Raw genomic sequence first — 18,594 nt, forward strand, 5'->3', positions numbered from 1 at the left:
AACACTAAAAAATTTTATGGAAGAAGCACTCTATCTATAATATGTACGACTCCGTTTGTTGTTTGTATATCAGGAATTACCATGTTAGCAGCTTGTGCATTTCCTCTTCCAGAAACTGGTAAAACACCATTATTAAATGCACCTAATGTAATACGTGAATTATCCAATTGTGGATTTAATGTACCTTGAAATAATTCTGATGTAAATTTACCACCATCAGCAACAACATGATTTAGCAATACATTGGTTACTACATCTTTTGGAAGTTTTCTAATATCCGCAGGTACATTAAGTGGAACGCCTAGAATTACACCTAAATCTTTAAAAGCTTGATCTGTTGGTGCAAAAACAGTGAAACTTGGTGTATTAGTACCTTTAGTTAAGGCCCCCGCTAGCTCTGCATATAAAACCGCCTCTACAAGAAAACTTAACTCTGGAGTAGTAAAACCTTGAGCATTTCTTAAAGTTAATGCAGATTGTACAATATCTCCGCCTGTTGCTAATAAAACTTTATCAATCACATGTACAATACCATTATCTGCTTGTACATCTGTAGCTAAAATTTTTGATCCGTTGATATAGTATTCATTATTTCTAACGATAACTTTTTTTGTTACTCCGGCAATTAATGATGGAATATTACCAGCAGACATCACCTGTGTTTGATTTAAAGCACCACTACTTACATGGTATAAAAGAACTTGATTTAAAAAAGGCTTTTGTAATACATTTAAATCTTGTGGATTTACTAAACCTAATCTAGCAAAAGCATCATTAGTTGGTGCAAAAACGGTATAATTTCCTGATGGATCGTCTGGGTTTTTATTTGATAAAGCAATTGCAACATCGCCTCTTATGGCAGCAGCTTCTAATTGGCTAAAACCAGACATAGATACAGCTACTTGCGCTACTGTAGGTTTAGCATCTTCTTCTTTATTACAAGATGAAAAAACAGTTGCTACTGTTAAAGCTACTAGCCCAAAAACTAACTTTGAATTTATAAATCTATTTATTTTCATTTCTTTGATTTTTAATTTAATTAACGATTGAATTATTTCCGATAAGCAATCATTTCATGTACATACGAGCAAAAGTTTTTGATAGATTTACAGTTTGAAAAAATAATTTAAATAATTAAAAATCCAGATCTATATAAACTTTCGTATTTCATGCAAATGTGTAAATAAATTCATCATTTTAAACATCCGGTAAGCAATTTAACTCATTATTAACAATTAAAAGACTTGAAAATGAAAATATTCGACAAATCAAAAATATTAGCTTTTGTAACGGCAGTAGGCCTAAGCAGTGGAGCTTATGCACAAACTCCGTTAAGTGGCTTTATGCAAGGTAAAAACGGCGGGAATGTAGCTTTCTCTGCCAATCATGAAAATTATGGAGAAGTTTATCTTGTTCCGGAGAAAATAGATGGTGTTCCAATCTTTAATAGTGTAACTGTAAATAGCTTTAACATTTATGCTTCTTATGGTTTTAGCGATAAATTAGACTTTATAGTAAACCTGCCTTTTGTAAGAACTGCAGGTTCTGCAAATCAAGATGTTTTAAACGATTTAGGTTTTCAAAACTCAAGAGAAGGCGCTCAAGATATTTCTGCTTTCTTAAAATATGAGTTTGCCAAAAAAGGTAATTTATCTTTACAAGGCTCTTTTGGTATTACAACTCCTCTTGGCGACTATAAAGTAGATGAAGGCTTGCAATCTATTATTGCTATTGGTAATAGAGCTACCACATTTAACGCTGTTGCTTTAGCACACTACAAACTTTCTAATGGCTTTTTCGTAACCGGACAAGCAGGTTATAGTTTAAGAAGTACTGAAGTACCTGATGCCGTTTTAAGTCAGTTAAAATTGGGTTGGGCTAAAAAGCGTTTTTATGCTGATGCTTATTTAGCTAACCAAACATCTACAGGTGGTGTTGATATTTTAAGACCAGGTTTTACCGGATTTTTCCCTGCAACCCAAGTAAATTATACCAGAGTAGGTGCTAATGTTTACGCTCCTCTTGATGGTAACTTTGGTATTAATGCTGGTGCAGGTACTACCATTGGAGGTAGAAACTTAGGTAAAGCAGATTTCTTTAGCTTTGGATTTGTTTATAATTTCAAATACAGAGAATATTAAAATTAATTTTGATAAGCTATTTGAAAGCTCGTGGTTCTAACTACGGGCTTTTTTTGTATTTGATACTTTCAGAAATGGAGTCATAAAAAAAATCCTCAGCTAACAGCATGAGGATAATTTGAATCAACCTTAAAGTATTTATGAAATCTGATTAGAAATTACCTACGCTTCTTGATCTTGTATTACTAACAATTAATTTCTTAGCATAGCTTCTTTTATTTGCTTTTACGCTGATGGTATAAACTCCGTCTGCTAAAGTTCCCAAGTTGAAATGTAATTTTTGATTACCCGCTGGAACCTGAAAATCTTCTGTTTTAACAACCTGACCCCAAGTATCAATCAACATTACTTTAGCGCCATCATGGTCAATCAAGTTTAACTCTAATTCTGTATAATCTACAGCTGGATTAGGATAAACATCAAGCTTTAACAAGCTTAAGTCTTTAAACGCCGCAGATGCTATAAGTAAATTATCAAATGCTATGGGCTGCTCAAAACCTTGAGTTATAATTTCTGATTTATTATTAGAAAGAGATTCAGTAAAGAAAGCTTGGCCAATAGTGAATTGAACTGACTCTCCGTATGCATTAGTTGCAGAACCATTTCCTGAAGAAAAAACAAATCTATCTATCTGTTGAGCTTTAGCATTTGCTAAAAAGTTTAAAGTAATTACTAAAGCGAATATTAATCTTTTCATACTGGCACTATTACAACTTAGAAGCCACGAGTAAAAAATTCGCTTTAAATAGGATGTTTAAACATCTATATCTTGCAAAAGATTGAGCTTATCATGCTAAATAGTGCCTTTAAACTATTTAAACGCATATTTTATATTTTAAAAGTTGAGAAGATTTTTGATGTCAAAAAAATTATTTCTTAGTCTCGAGATTTAAAAATCAAAAAAATCGGTAATTAATTCCACGTATTAAAAAATCATAGACATAATTCCCCAGTATTAAAATCAAAAGAAATTAAATACCTAAATCCTAAAATTTCACTTGAACTCTTAGCTCATCCAACAAAATTCAGATCAATAGAAAACAATGCATACATAATATTATGTAGATTATTTTCTACCTATTGTAGATAAATACGAAAATTAATACACAAAAAAACGCTTGCCAAGACGGCAAGCGTTTTCTATATAAGTTAGTTTTTAAATTTAATTTATTTGTTGCCAATCAATACCATCAGACTGTATAATGATAACACTTGAAGATGGCACATTTGAAGTAGAGGTATTACTAGCATTTCTATAATTTGGTGTAACAGTTTTAGTACCCCCTGTACCTGTATTCTTTATTACATAAATCCTACCTATGCAAGAATTTGCAGCTGGTAAAGTTATAGTTAAACCACCATTATTTGTTATAATTACAGTATAATGCGTATCATTTAAAGTTATATTATTATTAGTCCTTAAAATAGAATTAGAAACAGAGCCATTCACTTGCATGGTTGAATTAGCAACATTACCATTGGTATTTACACCAACTCTTACTGTATTATCTAAACCTGTACCTTGCATTCTCATCATTTCTACTGGGGTAGAAGTAGTGTAATTAAATTTAGAAAATACAATTGGCTCATCCCCATCATCTCCGATAATAAAGTCTAACCTACCCGCATTACCTGTTCCGGCACTTCCTATCTCAAAGAAATCTGTCCCTGCTGCACTACCTTTTAATCTGAAATTACCTTCTGTTGTAGTAAAAAACATAGGTTTATAGAATTCCGCTGCAGATGCCGCAAATTGTAAGGCCGAAGTTGTACCATTACCATTAACATGTACCAACGGCTGATCGTTATTGGTATAATCAACTTGAGACTGTGTTAAACCTAGCGTTTGTCTTCTACCAAATTCTAACATCGGTATATTATTAGACCTAATTCTCATGGCTATATCATTTGTTGTTCCTAAGAAACTTGACGCTGTAGCATTATTATTACCACCTATTAACCAATTATTAACAGCGGCTTCTGTTGCAGGAGCCCAAGCCGTACCGTTAAATTTAAGTACTTGACCATCAGTAGCAGACATAGCATTTAGTTTAGCACCTGTAATAGAACCATCTGCTAAATCTGCTGTAGCTATCGTTCCATCAGTAATTTTTGCTGATGTTACCGCATTGTCTGCAAGATCTTGAGAAATAATACTTCCATCAAAAATCTTTAATCCTGTCACAGCCCCATCTGCTATATCTTCTCGTAATATCGTTCCATTAAGAATTTTGGCTGATGTAATTGCATTATCAGCTATATCTGTTGTAACAATTGTTCCATCTGCAATTTTTGCTGATGTAATTGCGTTATCTGCTACATCTATAGTTGCAATAGTACCATCTGCAATTTTTGCTGATGTAATGGCATTAGCAGCAACTATTGGCGCAGTAGCAGTTCCAGATAAATCTCCAGCTAATTGAACAATACCTCTAGTTGTTGCGTTTGCATCACCTGCAACGCTTGGGCTAGTAGGCACCCAACTTCCGCCATTCCAACTTAATACTTGATTCAATGTTGCTCCAGAAGCAGATAATTTATTAGGATTAATACTTGCAAAACCAATTGCAGCATCTGTAACAGACGCACTAGCTAATTTAGCTGCGGTTATTACCCCATCCTGAATTTTGGCCCCAGTAACAGAAGCATTAGCTAATTTAGCAGCTTGAATTGTGCCATCAGCAATTTGAAAACCTTCAACTGCACCACTTCTTAATAGCATTTGATTTAAAGAACCTTCAATATCTCCACCTCCAGCGCCAATAGTACCGAAAAGATTAACACCTAGAGTACTTCCTGATATAGAAATTAAAGATCCCGCTGTGTATGTTCCTGCTGGACCTTGTGGACCGGTTGCACCAGCTGGACCTGTTGCTCCAGTTAAACCTATCGGACCTGCTGGACCTGTTGCTCCGGTTAAACCTACTGGACCTTGAGCTCCTGTATCTCCCTTGTCGCCTTTCGCTCCTGCTAATCCTTGAATTCCTTGTGGACCTGTCGCTCCAGTTAAACCTATTGGACCTTGAGCTCCTGTATCTCCCTTGTCGCCTTTCGCTCCTGCTAATCCTTGTGGACCTGTGGCTCCGGTTAAACCTATTGGACCTGTATCTCCCTTGTCACCTTTATCACCTTTCGCTCCTGCTAATCCTTGTGGACCTGTTGCACCTGTATCTCCCTTGTCGCCTTTATCACCTTTCACTCCTGCTAAACCTTGGATACCTTGTGGGCCTGTTGCTCCAGTTAATCCGATTGGACCTGCTGGACCTGTTGCTCCAGTTAAACCTATCGGACCTTGTGGACCTACATCTCCTTGATCTCCCTTATCACCTTTTACTCCAGCTATACCTTGTGCTCCTGTCGCTCCAGTTAAACCAATTGGACCTTGTGGACCTGTTGCTCCAGTTAAACCGATTGGACCTGCTGGACCTGTTGCTCCAGTTAATCCTATCGGACCTTGCGGACCTACATCTCCTTGATCTCCCTTATCACCTTTTACTCCAGCTATACCTTGTGGACCTGTCGCTCCAGTTAAACCAATTGGGCCTTGTGCACCTGTTGCTCCTGTCAAGCCTATTGGACCTGCTGGACCTGTTGCTCCGGTTAAACCTATCGGACCTTGTGGACCTACATCTCCTTGATCTCCCTTATCACCTTTTACTCCAGCTATACCTTGTGCTCCGGTCGCCCCAGTTAAACCAATTGGACCTTGTGGACCTGTTGCTCCTGTCAAGCCTATTGGACCTTGTGCACCTGTTGCTCCGGTTAAACCTATCGGACCTTGTGGACCTACATCTCCTTGATCTCCCTTATCACCTTTTACTCCAGCTATACCTTGTGGACCTGTTGCTCCTGTTAAACCTATTGGACCTTGTGCACCTGTTGCCCCGGTTAAACCTATCGGACCTTGTGGACCTACATCTCCTTGATCTCCCTTATCACCTTTTACTCCAGCTATACCTTGTGGACCTGTTGCTCCAGTTAAACCTACTGGACCTGCTGGACCTGTTGCTCCGGTTAAACCGATTGGACCTTGTGCTCCTACATCACCTTGATCTCCCTTATCACCTTTTACTCCAGCTATACCTTGTGCTCCTGTTGCTCCAGTTAAACCAATTGGACCTTGTGCACCAGTTGCTCCAGTTAAACCAATTGGACCTTGTGCACCAGTTGCTCCTGTTAAACCTATTGGACCTTGTGGACCTACATCTCCTTGATCTCCCTTATCACCCTTTACTCCAGCTATACCTTGTGCTCCTGTTGCTCCAGTTAAACCAATTGGACCTTGTGGACCTGTTGCTCCGGTTAAACCGATTGGACCTTGTGGACCTGTTGCTCCGGTTAAACCGATTGGACCTGCTGGACCTGTTGCTCCAGTTAATCCTATCGGACCTTGCGGACCTACATCTCCTTGATCTCCCTTATCACCTTTTACTCCAGCTATACCTTGTGCACCAGTTGCTCCTGTTAAACCTATTGGACCTTGTGGACCTACATCTCCTTGATCTCCCTTATCACCCTTTACTCCAGCTATACCTTGTGCTCCTGTTGCTCCAGTTAAACCAATTGGACCTTGTGGACCTATTGCTCCGGTTAAACCGATTGGACCTTGTGGACCTGTTGCTCCGGTTAAACCGATTGGACCTGCTGGACCTGTTGCTCCAGTTAATCCTATCGGACCTTGCGGACCTACATCTCCTTGATCTCCCTTATCACCTTTTACTCCAGCTATACCTTGTGCACCAGTTGCTCCTGTTAAACCTATTGGACCTTGTGGACCTACATCTCCTTGATCTCCCTTATCACCCTTTACTCCAGCTATACCTTGTGCTCCTGTTGCTCCAGTTAAACCAATTGGACCTTGTGGACCTATTGCTCCGGTTAAACCGATTGGACCTTGTGGACCTGTTGCTCCGGTTAAACCGATTGGACCTTGTGGACCTGTTGCTCCGGTTAAACCGATTGGACCTGCTGGACCTGTTGCTCCAGTTAATCCTATCGGACCTTGCGGACCTACATCTCCTTGATCTCCCTTATCACCTTTTACTCCAGCTATACCTTGTGGACCTGTCGCTCCAGTTAAACCAATTGGACCTTGTGGACCTGTTGCTCCGGTTAAACCGATTGGACCTGCTGGACCTGTTGCTCCAGTTAATCCTATCGGACCTTGCGGACCTACATCTCCTTGATCTCCCTTATCACCTTTTACTCCAGCTATACCTTGTGCTCCTGTCGCTCCAGTTAAACCAATTGGCCCTTGTGGACCTGCTGGACCTGTTGCTCCAGTTAAGCCTATTGGACCTTGTGGACCTACATCTCCTTGATCTCCCTTATCACCCTTTACTCCAGCTATACCTTGTGCTCCTGTTGCTCCAGTTAAACCAATTGGCCCTTGTGGACCTGTTGCTCCGGTTAAACCGATTGGACCTGCTGGACCTGTTGCTCCAGTTAATCCTATCGGACCTTGCGGACCAACATCTCCTTGATCTCCCTTATCACCCTTTACTCCAGCTATACCTTGTGCTCCTGTTGCTCCAGTTAAACCAATTGGACCTTGTGCACCAGTTGCTCCTGTTAAGCCTATTGGACCTTGTGGACCTACATCTCCTTGATCTCCCTTATCACCCTTTACTCCAGCTATACCTTGTGCTCCTGTTGCTCCAGTTAAACCAATTGGCCCTTGTGGACCTGTTGCTCCGGTTAAACCGATTGGCCCTTGTGGACCTGCTGGACCTGTTGCTCCAGTTAAGCCTATCGGACCTTGTGGACCTACATCTCCTTGATCTCCCTTATCGCCTTTGTCACCTTTTACTCCGGCTATACCTTGTGCACCAGCTTCTCCTTGTGCACCTGTTGCTCCTGTTAAACCTATTGGACCTTGTGGACCTACATCTCCTTGATCTCCCTTATCACCTTTCGCTCCTACTAAACCTTGAATACCTTGTGGACCAGATTCTCCTTGTGGACCTGTCGCTCCAGTATCTCCCTTGTCGCCTTTATCACCTTTTGCTCCTGCTATACCTTGTGGACCAGCTTCTCCTTGTGCACCTGTTGCTCCTGTTAAACCTTGAATACCTTGTGGACCAGCTTCTCCTTGCGGACCTGTCGCTCCAGTATCTCCCTTGTCGCCTTTATCACCTTTCGCTCCTACTAAACCTTGAATACCTTGTGGACCAGCTTCTCCTTGTGGACCTGTCGCTCCTGTTAATCCTATTGGACCTGTTGCACCTATATCTCCCTTGTCGCCTTTATCACCCTTCGCTCCTGCTAAACCTTGTGGTCCAGCTTCTCCTGTATCTCCCTTGTCACCTTTTGCGCCTGTTAATCCTTGAAGTCCTTGTGGACCAGCTTCTCCTTGCGGACCTGTTGCTCCGGTTAAGCCTATTGGACCAGCTTCGCCTTGTGGACCTGTCGCTCCTGTATCTCCCTTGTCACCTTTATCACCTTTCGCTCCAGCTAAACCTTGAATACCCTGTAGGCCAGCTTCTCCTTGAATTCCTTGCGGACCTGTTGCTCCGGTTAAGCCTATTGGACCTTGAGCTCCTGTATCACCTTTGTCTCCCTTATCACCTTTTACTCCTGTTAATCCTTGTGGTCCAGCTTCTCCTGTATCTCCCTTGTCGCCTTTATCACCTTTTGCTCCTGCTAATCCTTGAATACCTTGCGGACCAACTTCTCCTTGCGGACCTGTTGCTCCGGTATCTCCCTTGTCACCTTTATCACCTTTTGCGCCAGCTAATCCTTGTGGACCAGCTTCTCCTTGTGGACCTGTTGCTCCAGTTAAACCTATTGGACCTTGAGCTCCTGTATCTCCCTTGTCACCTTGATCACCTTTTGCTCCTGCTAAACCTTGAATTCCTTGTGGACCAACTTCTCCTTGCGGACCTGTTGCACCTATATCTCCCTTGTCGCCTTTATCACCCTTCGCTCCTGCTAAACCTTGAATACCTTGTGGACCAGCTTCTCCTTGTGGACCTGTCGCTCCAGTATCTCCCTTGTCGCCTTTATCACCTTTCGCTCCTACTAAACCTTGAATTCCTTGTGGACCAGCTTCTCCTTGCGGACCTGTTGCTCCAGTTAAACCTATTGGACCTTGAATTCCTTGTGGACCAACTTCTCCTTGCGGACCTGTTGCTCCGGTATCTCCCTTGTCGCCTTTATCACCTTTTGCTCCAGTTAATCCTTGTGGACCAGCTTCTCCTTGTGGACCTGTTGCTCCAGTTAAACCTATTGGACCTTGAGCTCCTGTATCTCCCTTGTCACCTTGATCACCTTTTGCTCCTGCTAAACCTTGAATTCCTTGTGGTCCAACTTCTCCTTGTGGACCTGTTGCTCCAGTATCTCCCTTGTCGCCTTTATCACCTTTCGCTCCTACTAAACCTTGAATTCCTTGTGGACCAGCTTCTCCTTGCGGACCTGTTGCTCCTGTATCACCTTTGTCGCCTTTTGCTCCTACTAATCCTTGAATACCTTGCGGACCAACTTCTCCTTGCGGACCTGTTGCTCCGGTATCTCCCTTGTCACCTTTATCACCTTTCGCTCCTGCTAATCCTTGAATACCCTGTGGGCCAACTTCTCCTTGTGGACCTGTTGCTCCAGTATCTCCCTTATCACCTTTTGCGCCAGCTAAACCTTGAATTCCTTGTGGACCAGCTTCTCCTTGTGGACCTGTTGCCCCAGTTAATCCTATTGGACCTTGAGCTCCAGTATCTCCCTTATCACCTTTCGCTCCAGCTAATCCTTGTGGACCTACTTCTCCTTGAATACCTTGTGGGCCTGTCGCTCCTGTATCTCCCTTGTCGCCTTTGTCACCTTTTGCGCCAGCTAATCCTTGTGGTCCAGCTTCTCCTGTATCTCCCTTGTCACCTTTATCACCTTTCGCTCCAGCTAAACCTTGAATACCCTGTGGGCCAACTTCTCCTTGTGGACCTGTTGCTCCAGTTAATCCTATTGGACCTTGAGCTCCAGTGTCTCCTTTGTCACCTTTATCACCTTTTGCTCCTGCTAATCCTTGTGGTCCAGCTTCTCCTGTATCTCCCTTGTCACCTTTATCACCTTTCGCTCCAGCTAAACCTTGAATACCCTGTGGGCCAACTTCTCCTTGTGGACCTGTTGCTCCAGTTAATCCTATTGGACCTTGAGCTCCAGTGTCTCCTTTGTCACCTTTATCACCTTTTGCTCCTGCTAATCCTTGAATTCCTTGTGGACCAACTTCGCCTTGTGGACCCGTTGCTCCTGTTAATCCTATTGGACCTTGAGCTCCTGTATCACCTTTGTCTCCTTTATCACCTTTCGCTCCTACTAAACCTTGAATTCCTTGTGGACCAACTTCTCCTTGCGGACCTGTTGCTCCGGTATCTCCCTTGTCACCTTTTGCTCCAGCTAATCCTTGTGGGCCTACTTCTCCTTGTGGACCTGTTGCTCCAGTTAATCCAATTGGACCTTGATCACCTTTGTCGCCTTTATCACCTTTTGCTCCTGCTAATCCTATTGGACCTTGAGCTCCAGTATCTCCCTTGTCACCTTTATCACCTTTTGCTCCTGCTAAACCTTGAATACCTTGTGGGCCTGTCGCTCCTGTATCTCCCTTGTCGCCTTTATCACCTTTCGCTCCTGCTAAACCTTGAATTCCTTGTGGACCAACTTCTCCTTGTGGACCTGTTGCTCCAGTTAAACCTATTGGACCTTGAGCTCCAGTGTCGCCTTTTGATCCAGCTAATCCTTGAATTCCTTGTGGTCCTACTTCTCCTTGAATACCTTGTGGGCCTGTCGCTCCCGTATCTCCCTTGTCACCTTTATCACCTTTTGCTCCTGTTAATCCTAGTTCACCTTGAGCTCCTGTATCACCTTTGTCTCCCTTATCACCTTTCGCTCCTACTAAACCTTGAATACCTTGTGGACCAACTTCTCCTTGTGGACCTGTTGCTCCAGTTAATCCAATTGTACCTTGATCACCTTTGTCGCCTTTATCACCTTTCGCTCCAACTAATCCTTGTGGACCTGTTGCTCCGGTATCTCCCTTATCACCTTTTAATCCAACTTCTCCTTTATCGCCTTTTAAACCTTGAGGGCCTGCTGGTCCGGCTAAACCAATTGGACCTTGTGGACCTGCTTCTCCCTTTTCTCCTTGCGGACCTTGTGGCCCCACATCTCCTTTTTCTCCTTTCGGTCCAGCAACAGCATTACTTTGTTTTGAACCTCCGCTAGATTTTGCATAAAGTGCAAAAGGGACCGCAATAAGCTCAGAACTACCAAATACTTGAAAATTATTACCACCAGCAAGATCCAACTCAACTTTTAAATAATAGTTAGTAATAGAAAAATCAACATCTGTTAATCTTAATGTTCCTGTTGGCTTACCCCTTCCAACAATGTGAGAAAATACCCCAAATTGGTTTGAATTCACCTTTTGAGTTTCTGAATAAACAGAAACACCGTTTGCAGAACCACTTACAATAGTAAATCTTGCGTGGATAAGCTGATTAACCAACTCCTTACCGTCTGCCTTTCGGGCAACAGCTTGATATTGAAAACCATTTAATCCGTCTTGTGCAATTAAATTGCTGAGCGTTAAGAAGAGTAGACTTAGGGTTAAAAGTAAAGATTTAATCATTTTTATAATTTATATATTATGGTGCTAAAGACAATTGTTAAGCCATTAAAAAACATAACACTTTTATATTAATAATTAAAATTAAACATCTTAAAAATATAAAAATTTCTAAAACGAAAAACCCCTTAAAACATCCCTAATCTATTTAAAGCTTGGCTAGGCAGCTTTTAAAGAGCGATTTAATCATAATAAAGCCCTAAGTAACAACTAAAACTTTTTAATCTATAATAAATATAAAAAGGTGCAAATATTACCCCAAAAATCCTCTCTGATCGTTAAAATTCCACAGTAAAATTCCACACTTTTGATTAGGAAACCATAAACAGATTTATAATAATTGTAAGTGGATTAGTTTTATTCTTAAATTTGAGCTATGATAAAGTTTGCCGATAATTTTAATGAAGTTTCAAAAGAAAAAGCTTTTGATAAACAACATAGAAATATTATTAATTATAATATCGGCAAGTATGATGTAGCAGTTACCAGAGGACTTTCCAGGCTCATCAATTTAGAGCATGCAAAAAAGAAAGGGCATGTGATTAAGTGGAAGGTCATGGAAAATCTAGATAAACTTTTGCCAGAATTTGAATCTAATTTTCAAAAAAAAGGTGGAAAGGTTATTTGGGCTAATAATGCAGAAGAAGCCAATCAAGAGATTCTTCAAATTATTAAAAGAAGCGGAGCTAAATCGGTAATCAAATCTAAATCAATGGTAACAGAAGAAATTCATTTAAACGAGTTTCTTGAAAGCCACGAGATAGAATCTTTAGAGTCTGATTTAGGAGAATATATTGTTCAGTTGCTTGGGCAAAAGCCTTATCATATTGTAACACCCGCTATGCACCTAAGTAAGGAAAATATTGCTCAGCTGTTTCATGAAAAGTTTGGCACTCCGGTAGATGCAACCCCGCAACAATTGACCTTAAAAGCTAGAGAATTACTAAGAGATAAATATTTAAGTGCAGATATAGGTATTACAGGCGGCAATTTTCTTATTGCGGATACAGGTAGTATAGCGCTTACAGAAAACGAAGGTAATGCTCGTTTAACCACAACTTTCCCTAAAATCCATATCGCTATTGTAGGTATTGAGAAATTAATACCATCTATAACAGACTTAGACCTTTTTTGGCCAATGCTTTCTACGCATGGTACTGGACAAAACTTAACTGTTTACAATACCATTTTAAGTGGCCCACGTAAAGCGGATGAAACTGATGGCCCTGAAGAAATGTATGTTATTTTATTGGATAACGGTCGTACCGATTTACTGGCCCAAAAAGACCAAAGGCAAGGCTTATATTGTATAAGATGTGGCGCTTGTTTAAATGGTTGCCCAATTTATAAAAATGTGGGAGGACATACCTATGAAACTACCTACAGTGGACCTATTGGCTCCATCATTACGCCACATTTAAGAGGGATGCAAGATTTTAAGCATTTAAGCTATGCTTCTAGTTTATGCGGAAAATGTTCTGAAGTTTGTCCTGTTAAAATAGATATCCACAGCATGCTTCTATTAAATAGAAGAGATGCCGTAAACCAGAAATTAGCTACTTCATCAGAAAAATTAGGCTGGTATTTTTGGAAAAATTCTATGCTCAAAAGAAGTAAAATGGATTTAGTGGGTGGCAAATTGAAAAACTTTGTGATGAATACCTTCTTTGGAAAAATGTGGGGAAAAAACAGAACACTCCCCAAAGTTGAGCAACAATCTTTCAGCAAACAGTGGAAAGATAGAAACAAATAAAATTACCTATCATAAAATATGTTAAAATACTTAGTGTTGCTAATGGTTTCTTTAGGAATCATTACTTGTTGTAATTCTGTTAACCAAAGCTCATCGGTTACTGTAAAAGACTCTATCAATGCGATAAGTATTACAGATACATCTATATTAATTTATACAGAAGGTTTATTAAAGCTGAAAGACTCTTTTGAAAAATTAGAAAGCCCCGTTTACAGTAAAGGAGATTATGCTTATTTCTATAGTGCATATAAAAAGGATGGTGAACCTGTTATTTATCAGGAGTATGGAGATTCTGGAGCATACGGTTTTCAAGAAAAAACGTACTTTTTAGAAGATGGTGAAATTGTATTATTTACTGAGAAAAGCAAGCTTTTAATCCCAGAAAGCCAAGGAGATTATCAACATAAAGAATCAAGGTATTTCTATAGAAATGGGATATTCTTAAAAGCTGAAGAAAAAAGTGCTGCTAACGAATCGGCACTTCATAAACTACCATTTGTAAAGTTGGATGAAAACTTAGCCGACGAAAAGAAAGTTTTTGATTTTACAGAGATAGAAAATGCATTGCAAGGAACAAGTAAATATGCCCTAACCTTTAATAAGCTGAATACCCTAAATACTAAGCAATACTTAATGTTAAGTAATAATAATTTAAGTATTGATGTGGCTTATTTGATAAAAACACCCGATTCTTTAATCAACGATATTGCTTTACAACCCGCTTTATATAAAGGTAAGAAGCTTAATATCCAATTTGAAAAGCAAGGTAAAACTTTGATGATTTATAAAAGTGGAAGCTTAGCTAACTAATTTAACTTCTGCCAAGGGATTAAAAAGATACATCCTACCGGTTTTAACTTCCAAGCATCTAAATCTGGTTCTTATTTTATTGAGTTTTTTAAACTCTCTTCCGTTTGGGAGTGTGAAATGTTGATTTTCTAAAACATCTTCAACATGTAAAACATCCTCTTTAGGTGCATCGTAGCGTTTTAGGGTCTTATACAAATCTTTATCGGCACAACTAGAAGCTGCCGGATTTTGCAAATAAGAAACAACAGCTTTTTTAACATCCAAAGGAAAAATATCTAACTCAAAAAAAGGAAGCATCATCTTTTTAAAAGTATTCTTCCACTCGGTGCCATGAGGTTTTATTCTGTTTTGATGGGCATTCCAAGCAACCAAATGTGCAAACTCATGAACCGTAGTAATTAAGAAAGCATAAGGGTTTAGATTATAGTTTACCGAAATACGATGATGGCTACCTCTAAAAGGCGGTCTATAATCTCCTAATTTTGTATTTCTTGTTTTAGATATTTTAAACTCACAAGCATAATCATCAATCCAAGCAGCTATAATGGGTGCCGATTGTTCTGGTAGGTACTGTTTTAAAATGCTTATCTTATCTTGTTTCACAAAGAATAAATATCCGCAAATAAAGCAATTATTTCAAGAGATTGTAGACAATAAAACTAGCTCCGTAAGCCAAAACTAACATGTAAAAAAACTGTATAATTGGCCATCTCCATTGTTTTGTTTCACGATAAACAACTGCCATGGTACTCATACATTGCATCGCAAAAGCATAAAAAACCATTAAAGAGAATGCTGTGGCGGTAGTAAAAACTAAAGCTCCGGTTTTAGCATTTCGGGCTTGAGCCATTTTATTTCTTACAGGCTCCATTTCAGAATCGTCTCCATCTACAGAATATAGCGTAGCCATTGTCCCAACAAATACTTCACGAGCTGCAAAAGAGGTAATTAAAGAAATTCCGATTTTCCAATCGAAGCCTAAAGGCTCTATACTAGGCTCAATAAATTTACCAACAATACCTGCATAAGAATTCTCTAGTTTTTCTGAGCTCTTTAAGATGTTTATTTCTTCCTCTGTATACTGTGAGCTTATTTCTGAAGAACTATATTTCTGATCTATTTTGTCTATCCTATCTCCAGGACCATAACTTGCCAAAACCCATAACACAATAGAAACTGCAACAATAACTTTACCGGCTTCTGTTACAAAGGTTTTAATACTTCCAAACATGGTGAGTGCAACATTATTCCACCTTGGCATACGGTAAACCGGAAGCTCCATAATAAAATAACTTTTTAGATTGCTCCTGATGATAATTTTCATCACCCAAGCAACTAAAATGGCCATCACAATACTTAGCAAGTACATCAACATCAATACTAAGCCTTGTAAATTGATAAAGCCAAGTACCAGTTTTGATGGCACTACTAATGATATCAGTAGCGTATAAATAGGCAAACGGGCAGAACAACTTACCAAAGGTGTAACCATAATGGTGATGATTCTGTCTTTCCAGTTTTCTATAGTTCTGGCACTCATGATAGATGGTACAGCACAAGCCAAACCTCCTATTAATGGTACCACAGACTTACCACTTAGCCCTACTTTACGCATTAATTTATCCATCATAAAAGTAACTCGGGCCATATAACCGGTATCTTCTAAAACAGAAATAAAAGCAAATAGTAAAGCAATTTGAGGGATGAAAACCATTACACCACTTAGCCCTGCAAGTACGCCATCTATTAATAAATCAGTAAATACACCTGCTGGTAAATAGGTATGTCCTAATTCTGCCAGCCAAACAAATACGGTTTCTATCAGCATCATAGGATACTCTGACCATGCGAAAATAGATTGGAAAATGGCAAATAGGATTAGGAAGAATATCACAAAACCCCAAACCTTGTGCGTAAGGTAATGATCTATTTTATTGCTGATGTTTTCTTCTAAGGCTACAGATTTATAAACAACGGTATCTAACAAAACCTCATTTATAAAATTATAACGAGCAATAGTTTCGGCAGCTTGCGCTTTTTGCGGATGGAAATCATGAATTTTCCCTTGCTCTTCTATCCATAAACTATCTTCCTTATTGATATACTTTAAATGTTCATGCTGATGAACAATTTGAAGTGCCACGTAAGGATTATCAATATTTAATTTATCGCCAACTGCTTTGATAAGCTCTGGAGCGATGTTTTCAACATCAATGGTAGCGTGTTGTAATGGGATATTTGTACTGTAAGAAATAGCACTCTTTAGCTCATCTAAACCCAAAGATTTTCTTGCCGCTAGAGCCACAACAGGTACATTTAATCTAGCTGCTAAAGCATGAATATCAATTTCAATATTACCTTTTTCTGCCTGATCCATCATGTTTAAAGCGATGATAACAGGCAATTTTAAATCGGCAATTTGAGTGTATAAAAGTAAATTTCTTTTGAGGTTAGTTGCATCGGCAACAATAACTACTAAGTCTGGATGTGAGGAATTATCTGGATTAGAGAGTACTTCAAAAACGATGGTTTCATCGGCACTTTTAGGATATAAGCTGTAGGTACCTGGTAAATCAATAATTTCTACCTGTTTGCCATCTGGTAATTTGCATAAACCAGATTTTTTATCAACTGTAACACCAGGGAAGTTTCCAACTTTTTGGTTTAAACCCGTTAAGGCATTAAAAATAGTTGATTTACCTGTATTGGGATTACCAACAAGCGCTACTCTGAGTGTACTTTTCAAGCCAGATTAGATTAGTTCAATGGTTGAGGCTTCACGCTTTCTTAAAGACAATTGATAGCCGGATACGGTTACAGCGATAGGATCTCCTAAAGGAGCAATTCTTTCTACCTTAACCGCTTCTCCTGGTAAACATCCCATCTCCATCAATTTTACAGACATTTCTAAATCTGTAAACTCTTTAATAATACCTTGTTGTCCTATTGCTAATTGCGAAAGCTTCATGATCAAAATGTATATGAACTGGACGAAATTAAGGCTTATTTAAATTAAATCCAAATTAGAAAGTCTTAATTTACATTAATTTGAAAGGCTTTTTTATTTGGATAATTGGAGGACTGTATCAAATTTAAATTTAGGGCAATCGCAACCTTTTTTAAATACAAAACATCCTGATAAAGAAACCATTATCAATACAAAAAAAATAGTATAGCTAAGCTTTTTCAATGATTCTGGATTTACGATGTAACAATAAATAACTAAATATACCGGCTCCAACGCCTAGCATATCTGAAATAAAATCCCACCACTCGGCAGAACGGTAGGTAAATACTTTCCATTGTAGTAATTCTACACCTCCGCCTAAAGCAGCTGTGATGATGATAATTTTAACAATGGTAAGTGGGCGGTAGTGATAACTGTTTTGCTGATTTATTTTTCCAAACAACAGCAAAACAGTTAATATAAAAAAGAAACCTAAATGCACCATTTTATCAAAACCTTCAAATAAAGGTAATTGATTGTCTTGCGACATGGGCAAGTTACAAAATATCAATACCAATATTGACCATGCAATTGCCGGTAATTGAAACTTTATGGTTGTTAACACTAGGCTCCTACTAAAGCTTGGTAAGCATCTGAAGATAATAAACCAGCAGAATCTGTTTCTGATAAACTGATTTTAACCATCCAGCCATCCCCGTAAGGGTCTTGATTTACCAACTCTGGATTAGCATCTAACTGAGCGTTTACCTCAAGTACTTTGCCACTTAAAGGCATAAATAAATCAGAAACAGTTTTAACGGCTTCTACAGTGCCAAAAACATCCCCTTCAGTAACATCGCTACCAATGGTATTGATATCGATATAAACGATGTCTCCTAATTCTCTTTGAGCAAAATCTGTAATACCTACAGTTGCTATGTCACCTTCTATTTTTACCCACTCGTGGTCTTTGGTGTATTTTAATTCGGCTGGAAAATTCATTTTTTTCTTTTATTTATTACAAAAATAACTAAATCTATCAGATAAAGTCAGCTATACAAAGATGATACATTAAAAAATTAAGCGTCTTCTTCTGCTGTATCGCTTTGTTGCTCTTGTGGCCCGCGTAAATGTATAACCAAACCGTTCAAGAAATTTCTTAAGATTTGATCGCCACAAGGCTTATAATTAGGATGATCTTCTCGTCTGAAAAAAGCACCTAACTCGCTAGGGGTAACTCTAAAATTAACCAATTTTAGAATTTCAATAATCTCATCGTTTCTGAGTTTTAGAGCTACGCGGAGCTTTTTTAATATTTCGTTATTACTAATCATAA

12 protein-coding genes are annotated in these 18,594 nt (G+C 39.1%); 3 read left to right on the top strand and 9 right to left on the bottom strand.

Going from position 1 to position 18,594, the window contains the following annotated elements:
• Window positions 1-14: 14 nt before the first annotated feature.
• Window positions 15-1,019 (bottom strand): fasciclin domain-containing protein, encoded by a 1,005-nt coding sequence (locus FYC62_RS11335; protein ID WP_149074993.1) that lies wholly within the window; start codon window positions 1,017-1,019, stop codon window positions 15-17.
• Between the two features lie 231 nt (window positions 1,020-1,250).
• On the opposite strand from FYC62_RS11335, the gene FYC62_RS11340 reads away from it, so the two are divergent.
• Window positions 1,251-2,141, top strand: a complete 891-nt coding sequence (locus FYC62_RS11340) for a hypothetical protein (protein WP_039451231.1) — start codon at window positions 1,251-1,253, stop codon at window positions 2,139-2,141.
• A gap of 151 nt (window positions 2,142-2,292) precedes the next feature.
• On the opposite strand, the gene FYC62_RS11345 is transcribed toward FYC62_RS11340, so the two are convergent.
• Window positions 2,293-2,838: a T9SS type A sorting domain-containing protein gene (locus FYC62_RS11345; RefSeq protein ID WP_039451234.1), complete on the bottom strand. Its 546-nt coding sequence runs from the start codon at window positions 2,836-2,838 to the stop codon at window positions 2,293-2,295.
• 465 nt (window positions 2,839-3,303) lie between these two features.
• The gene (locus FYC62_RS17140) at window positions 3,304-11,751 is read right to left on the bottom strand and encodes a hypothetical protein (protein WP_168199431.1); all 8,448 of its coding nucleotides are present in this window, start codon (window positions 11,749-11,751) and stop codon (window positions 3,304-3,306) included.
• A gap of 373 nt (window positions 11,752-12,124) precedes the next feature.
• Between FYC62_RS17140 and FYC62_RS11365 the strand changes: the two genes are divergently transcribed.
• The gene (locus tag FYC62_RS11365) at window positions 12,125-13,501 is read left to right on the top strand and encodes a LutB/LldF family L-lactate oxidation iron-sulfur protein (RefSeq protein ID WP_149074994.1); all 1,377 of its coding nucleotides are present in this window, start codon (window positions 12,125-12,127) and stop codon (window positions 13,499-13,501) included.
• Between the two features lie 18 nt (window positions 13,502-13,519).
• Window positions 13,520-14,311 carry a hypothetical protein gene (locus FYC62_RS11370; protein WP_149074995.1) on the top strand — a complete coding sequence of 264 codons (792 nt, stop codon included), beginning with the start codon at window positions 13,520-13,522 and terminating at the stop codon, window positions 14,309-14,311.
• Here FYC62_RS11370 and FYC62_RS11375 read toward each other — a convergent pair.
• The 6 genes from FYC62_RS11375 to FYC62_RS11400 all read right to left on the bottom strand — a co-directional run bounded on the left by FYC62_RS11375 (window position 14,300) and on the right by FYC62_RS11400 (window position 18,592).
• A complete protein-coding gene (locus FYC62_RS11375) occupies window positions 14,300-14,914 on the bottom strand; it encodes a SprT-like domain-containing protein (protein ID WP_149074996.1) in 615 nt (204 codons plus the stop codon). The genes FYC62_RS11370 and FYC62_RS11375 overlap by 12 nt on opposite strands.
• Before the next feature lie 28 nt (window positions 14,915-14,942).
• Window positions 14,943-17,057 (bottom strand): ferrous iron transport protein B, encoded by a 2,115-nt coding sequence (gene feoB, locus FYC62_RS11380; RefSeq protein ID WP_149074997.1) that lies wholly within the window; start codon window positions 17,055-17,057, stop codon window positions 14,943-14,945.
• Between the two features lie 6 nt (window positions 17,058-17,063).
• Complete coding sequence (locus tag FYC62_RS11385) at window positions 17,064-17,279, bottom strand: FeoA family protein (RefSeq protein WP_026905428.1); 216 nt, start codon at window positions 17,277-17,279, stop codon at window positions 17,064-17,066.
• A 208-nt stretch (window positions 17,280-17,487) separates the two neighbouring features.
• Window positions 17,488-17,808 carry a VanZ family protein gene (locus tag FYC62_RS11390; protein WP_168199432.1) on the bottom strand — a complete coding sequence of 107 codons (321 nt, stop codon included), beginning with the start codon at window positions 17,806-17,808 and terminating at the stop codon, window positions 17,488-17,490.
• A gap of 74 nt (window positions 17,809-17,882) precedes the next feature.
• Window positions 17,883-18,260: a glycine cleavage system protein GcvH gene (gene gcvH / locus FYC62_RS11395; protein ID WP_039448965.1), complete on the bottom strand. Its 378-nt coding sequence runs from the start codon at window positions 18,258-18,260 to the stop codon at window positions 17,883-17,885.
• A gap of 77 nt (window positions 18,261-18,337) precedes the next feature.
• Window positions 18,338-18,592, bottom strand: coding sequence for a DUF1456 family protein (locus tag FYC62_RS11400; RefSeq protein ID WP_240534720.1), 255 nt, complete (start codon window positions 18,590-18,592; stop codon window positions 18,338-18,340).
• Window positions 18,593-18,594: the final 2 nt, after the last annotated feature.

Origin of the sequence: Pedobacter aquae, from assembly GCF_008195825.1 — a bacterium.
GTDB lineage: Bacteria > Bacteroidota > Bacteroidia > Sphingobacteriales > Sphingobacteriaceae > Pseudopedobacter > Pseudopedobacter aquae.

Coding starts and splice junctions, on each gene's coding strand:
- FYC62_RS11385 (WP_026905428.1), bottom strand. CDS start 17,279: ATGAAGCTTTCGCAATTAGCAATAGGACAACAAGGTATTATTAAAGAG.
- FYC62_RS17140 (WP_168199431.1), bottom strand. CDS start 11,751: ATGATTAAATCTTTACTTTTAACCCTAAGTCTACTCTTCTTAACGCTC.
- FYC62_RS11345 (WP_039451234.1), bottom strand. CDS start 2,838: ATGAAAAGATTAATATTCGCTTTAGTAATTACTTTAAACTTTTTAGCA.
- FYC62_RS11365 (WP_149074994.1), top strand. CDS start 12,125: ATGATAAAGTTTGCCGATAATTTTAATGAAGTTTCAAAAGAAAAAGCT.
- gcvH (WP_039448965.1), bottom strand. CDS start 18,260: ATGAATTTTCCAGCCGAATTAAAATACACCAAAGACCACGAGTGGGTA.
- FYC62_RS11335 (WP_149074993.1), bottom strand. CDS start 1,019: ATGAAAATAAATAGATTTATAAATTCAAAGTTAGTTTTTGGGCTAGTA.
- FYC62_RS11370 (WP_149074995.1), top strand. CDS start 13,520: ATGTTAAAATACTTAGTGTTGCTAATGGTTTCTTTAGGAATCATTACT.
- FYC62_RS11340 (WP_039451231.1), top strand. CDS start 1,251: ATGAAAATATTCGACAAATCAAAAATATTAGCTTTTGTAACGGCAGTA.
- FYC62_RS11390 (WP_168199432.1), bottom strand. CDS start 17,808: ATGTCGCAAGACAATCAATTACCTTTATTTGAAGGTTTTGATAAAATG.
- FYC62_RS11400 (WP_240534720.1), bottom strand. CDS start 18,592: ATGATTAGTAATAACGAAATATTAAAAAAGCTCCGCGTAGCTCTAAAA.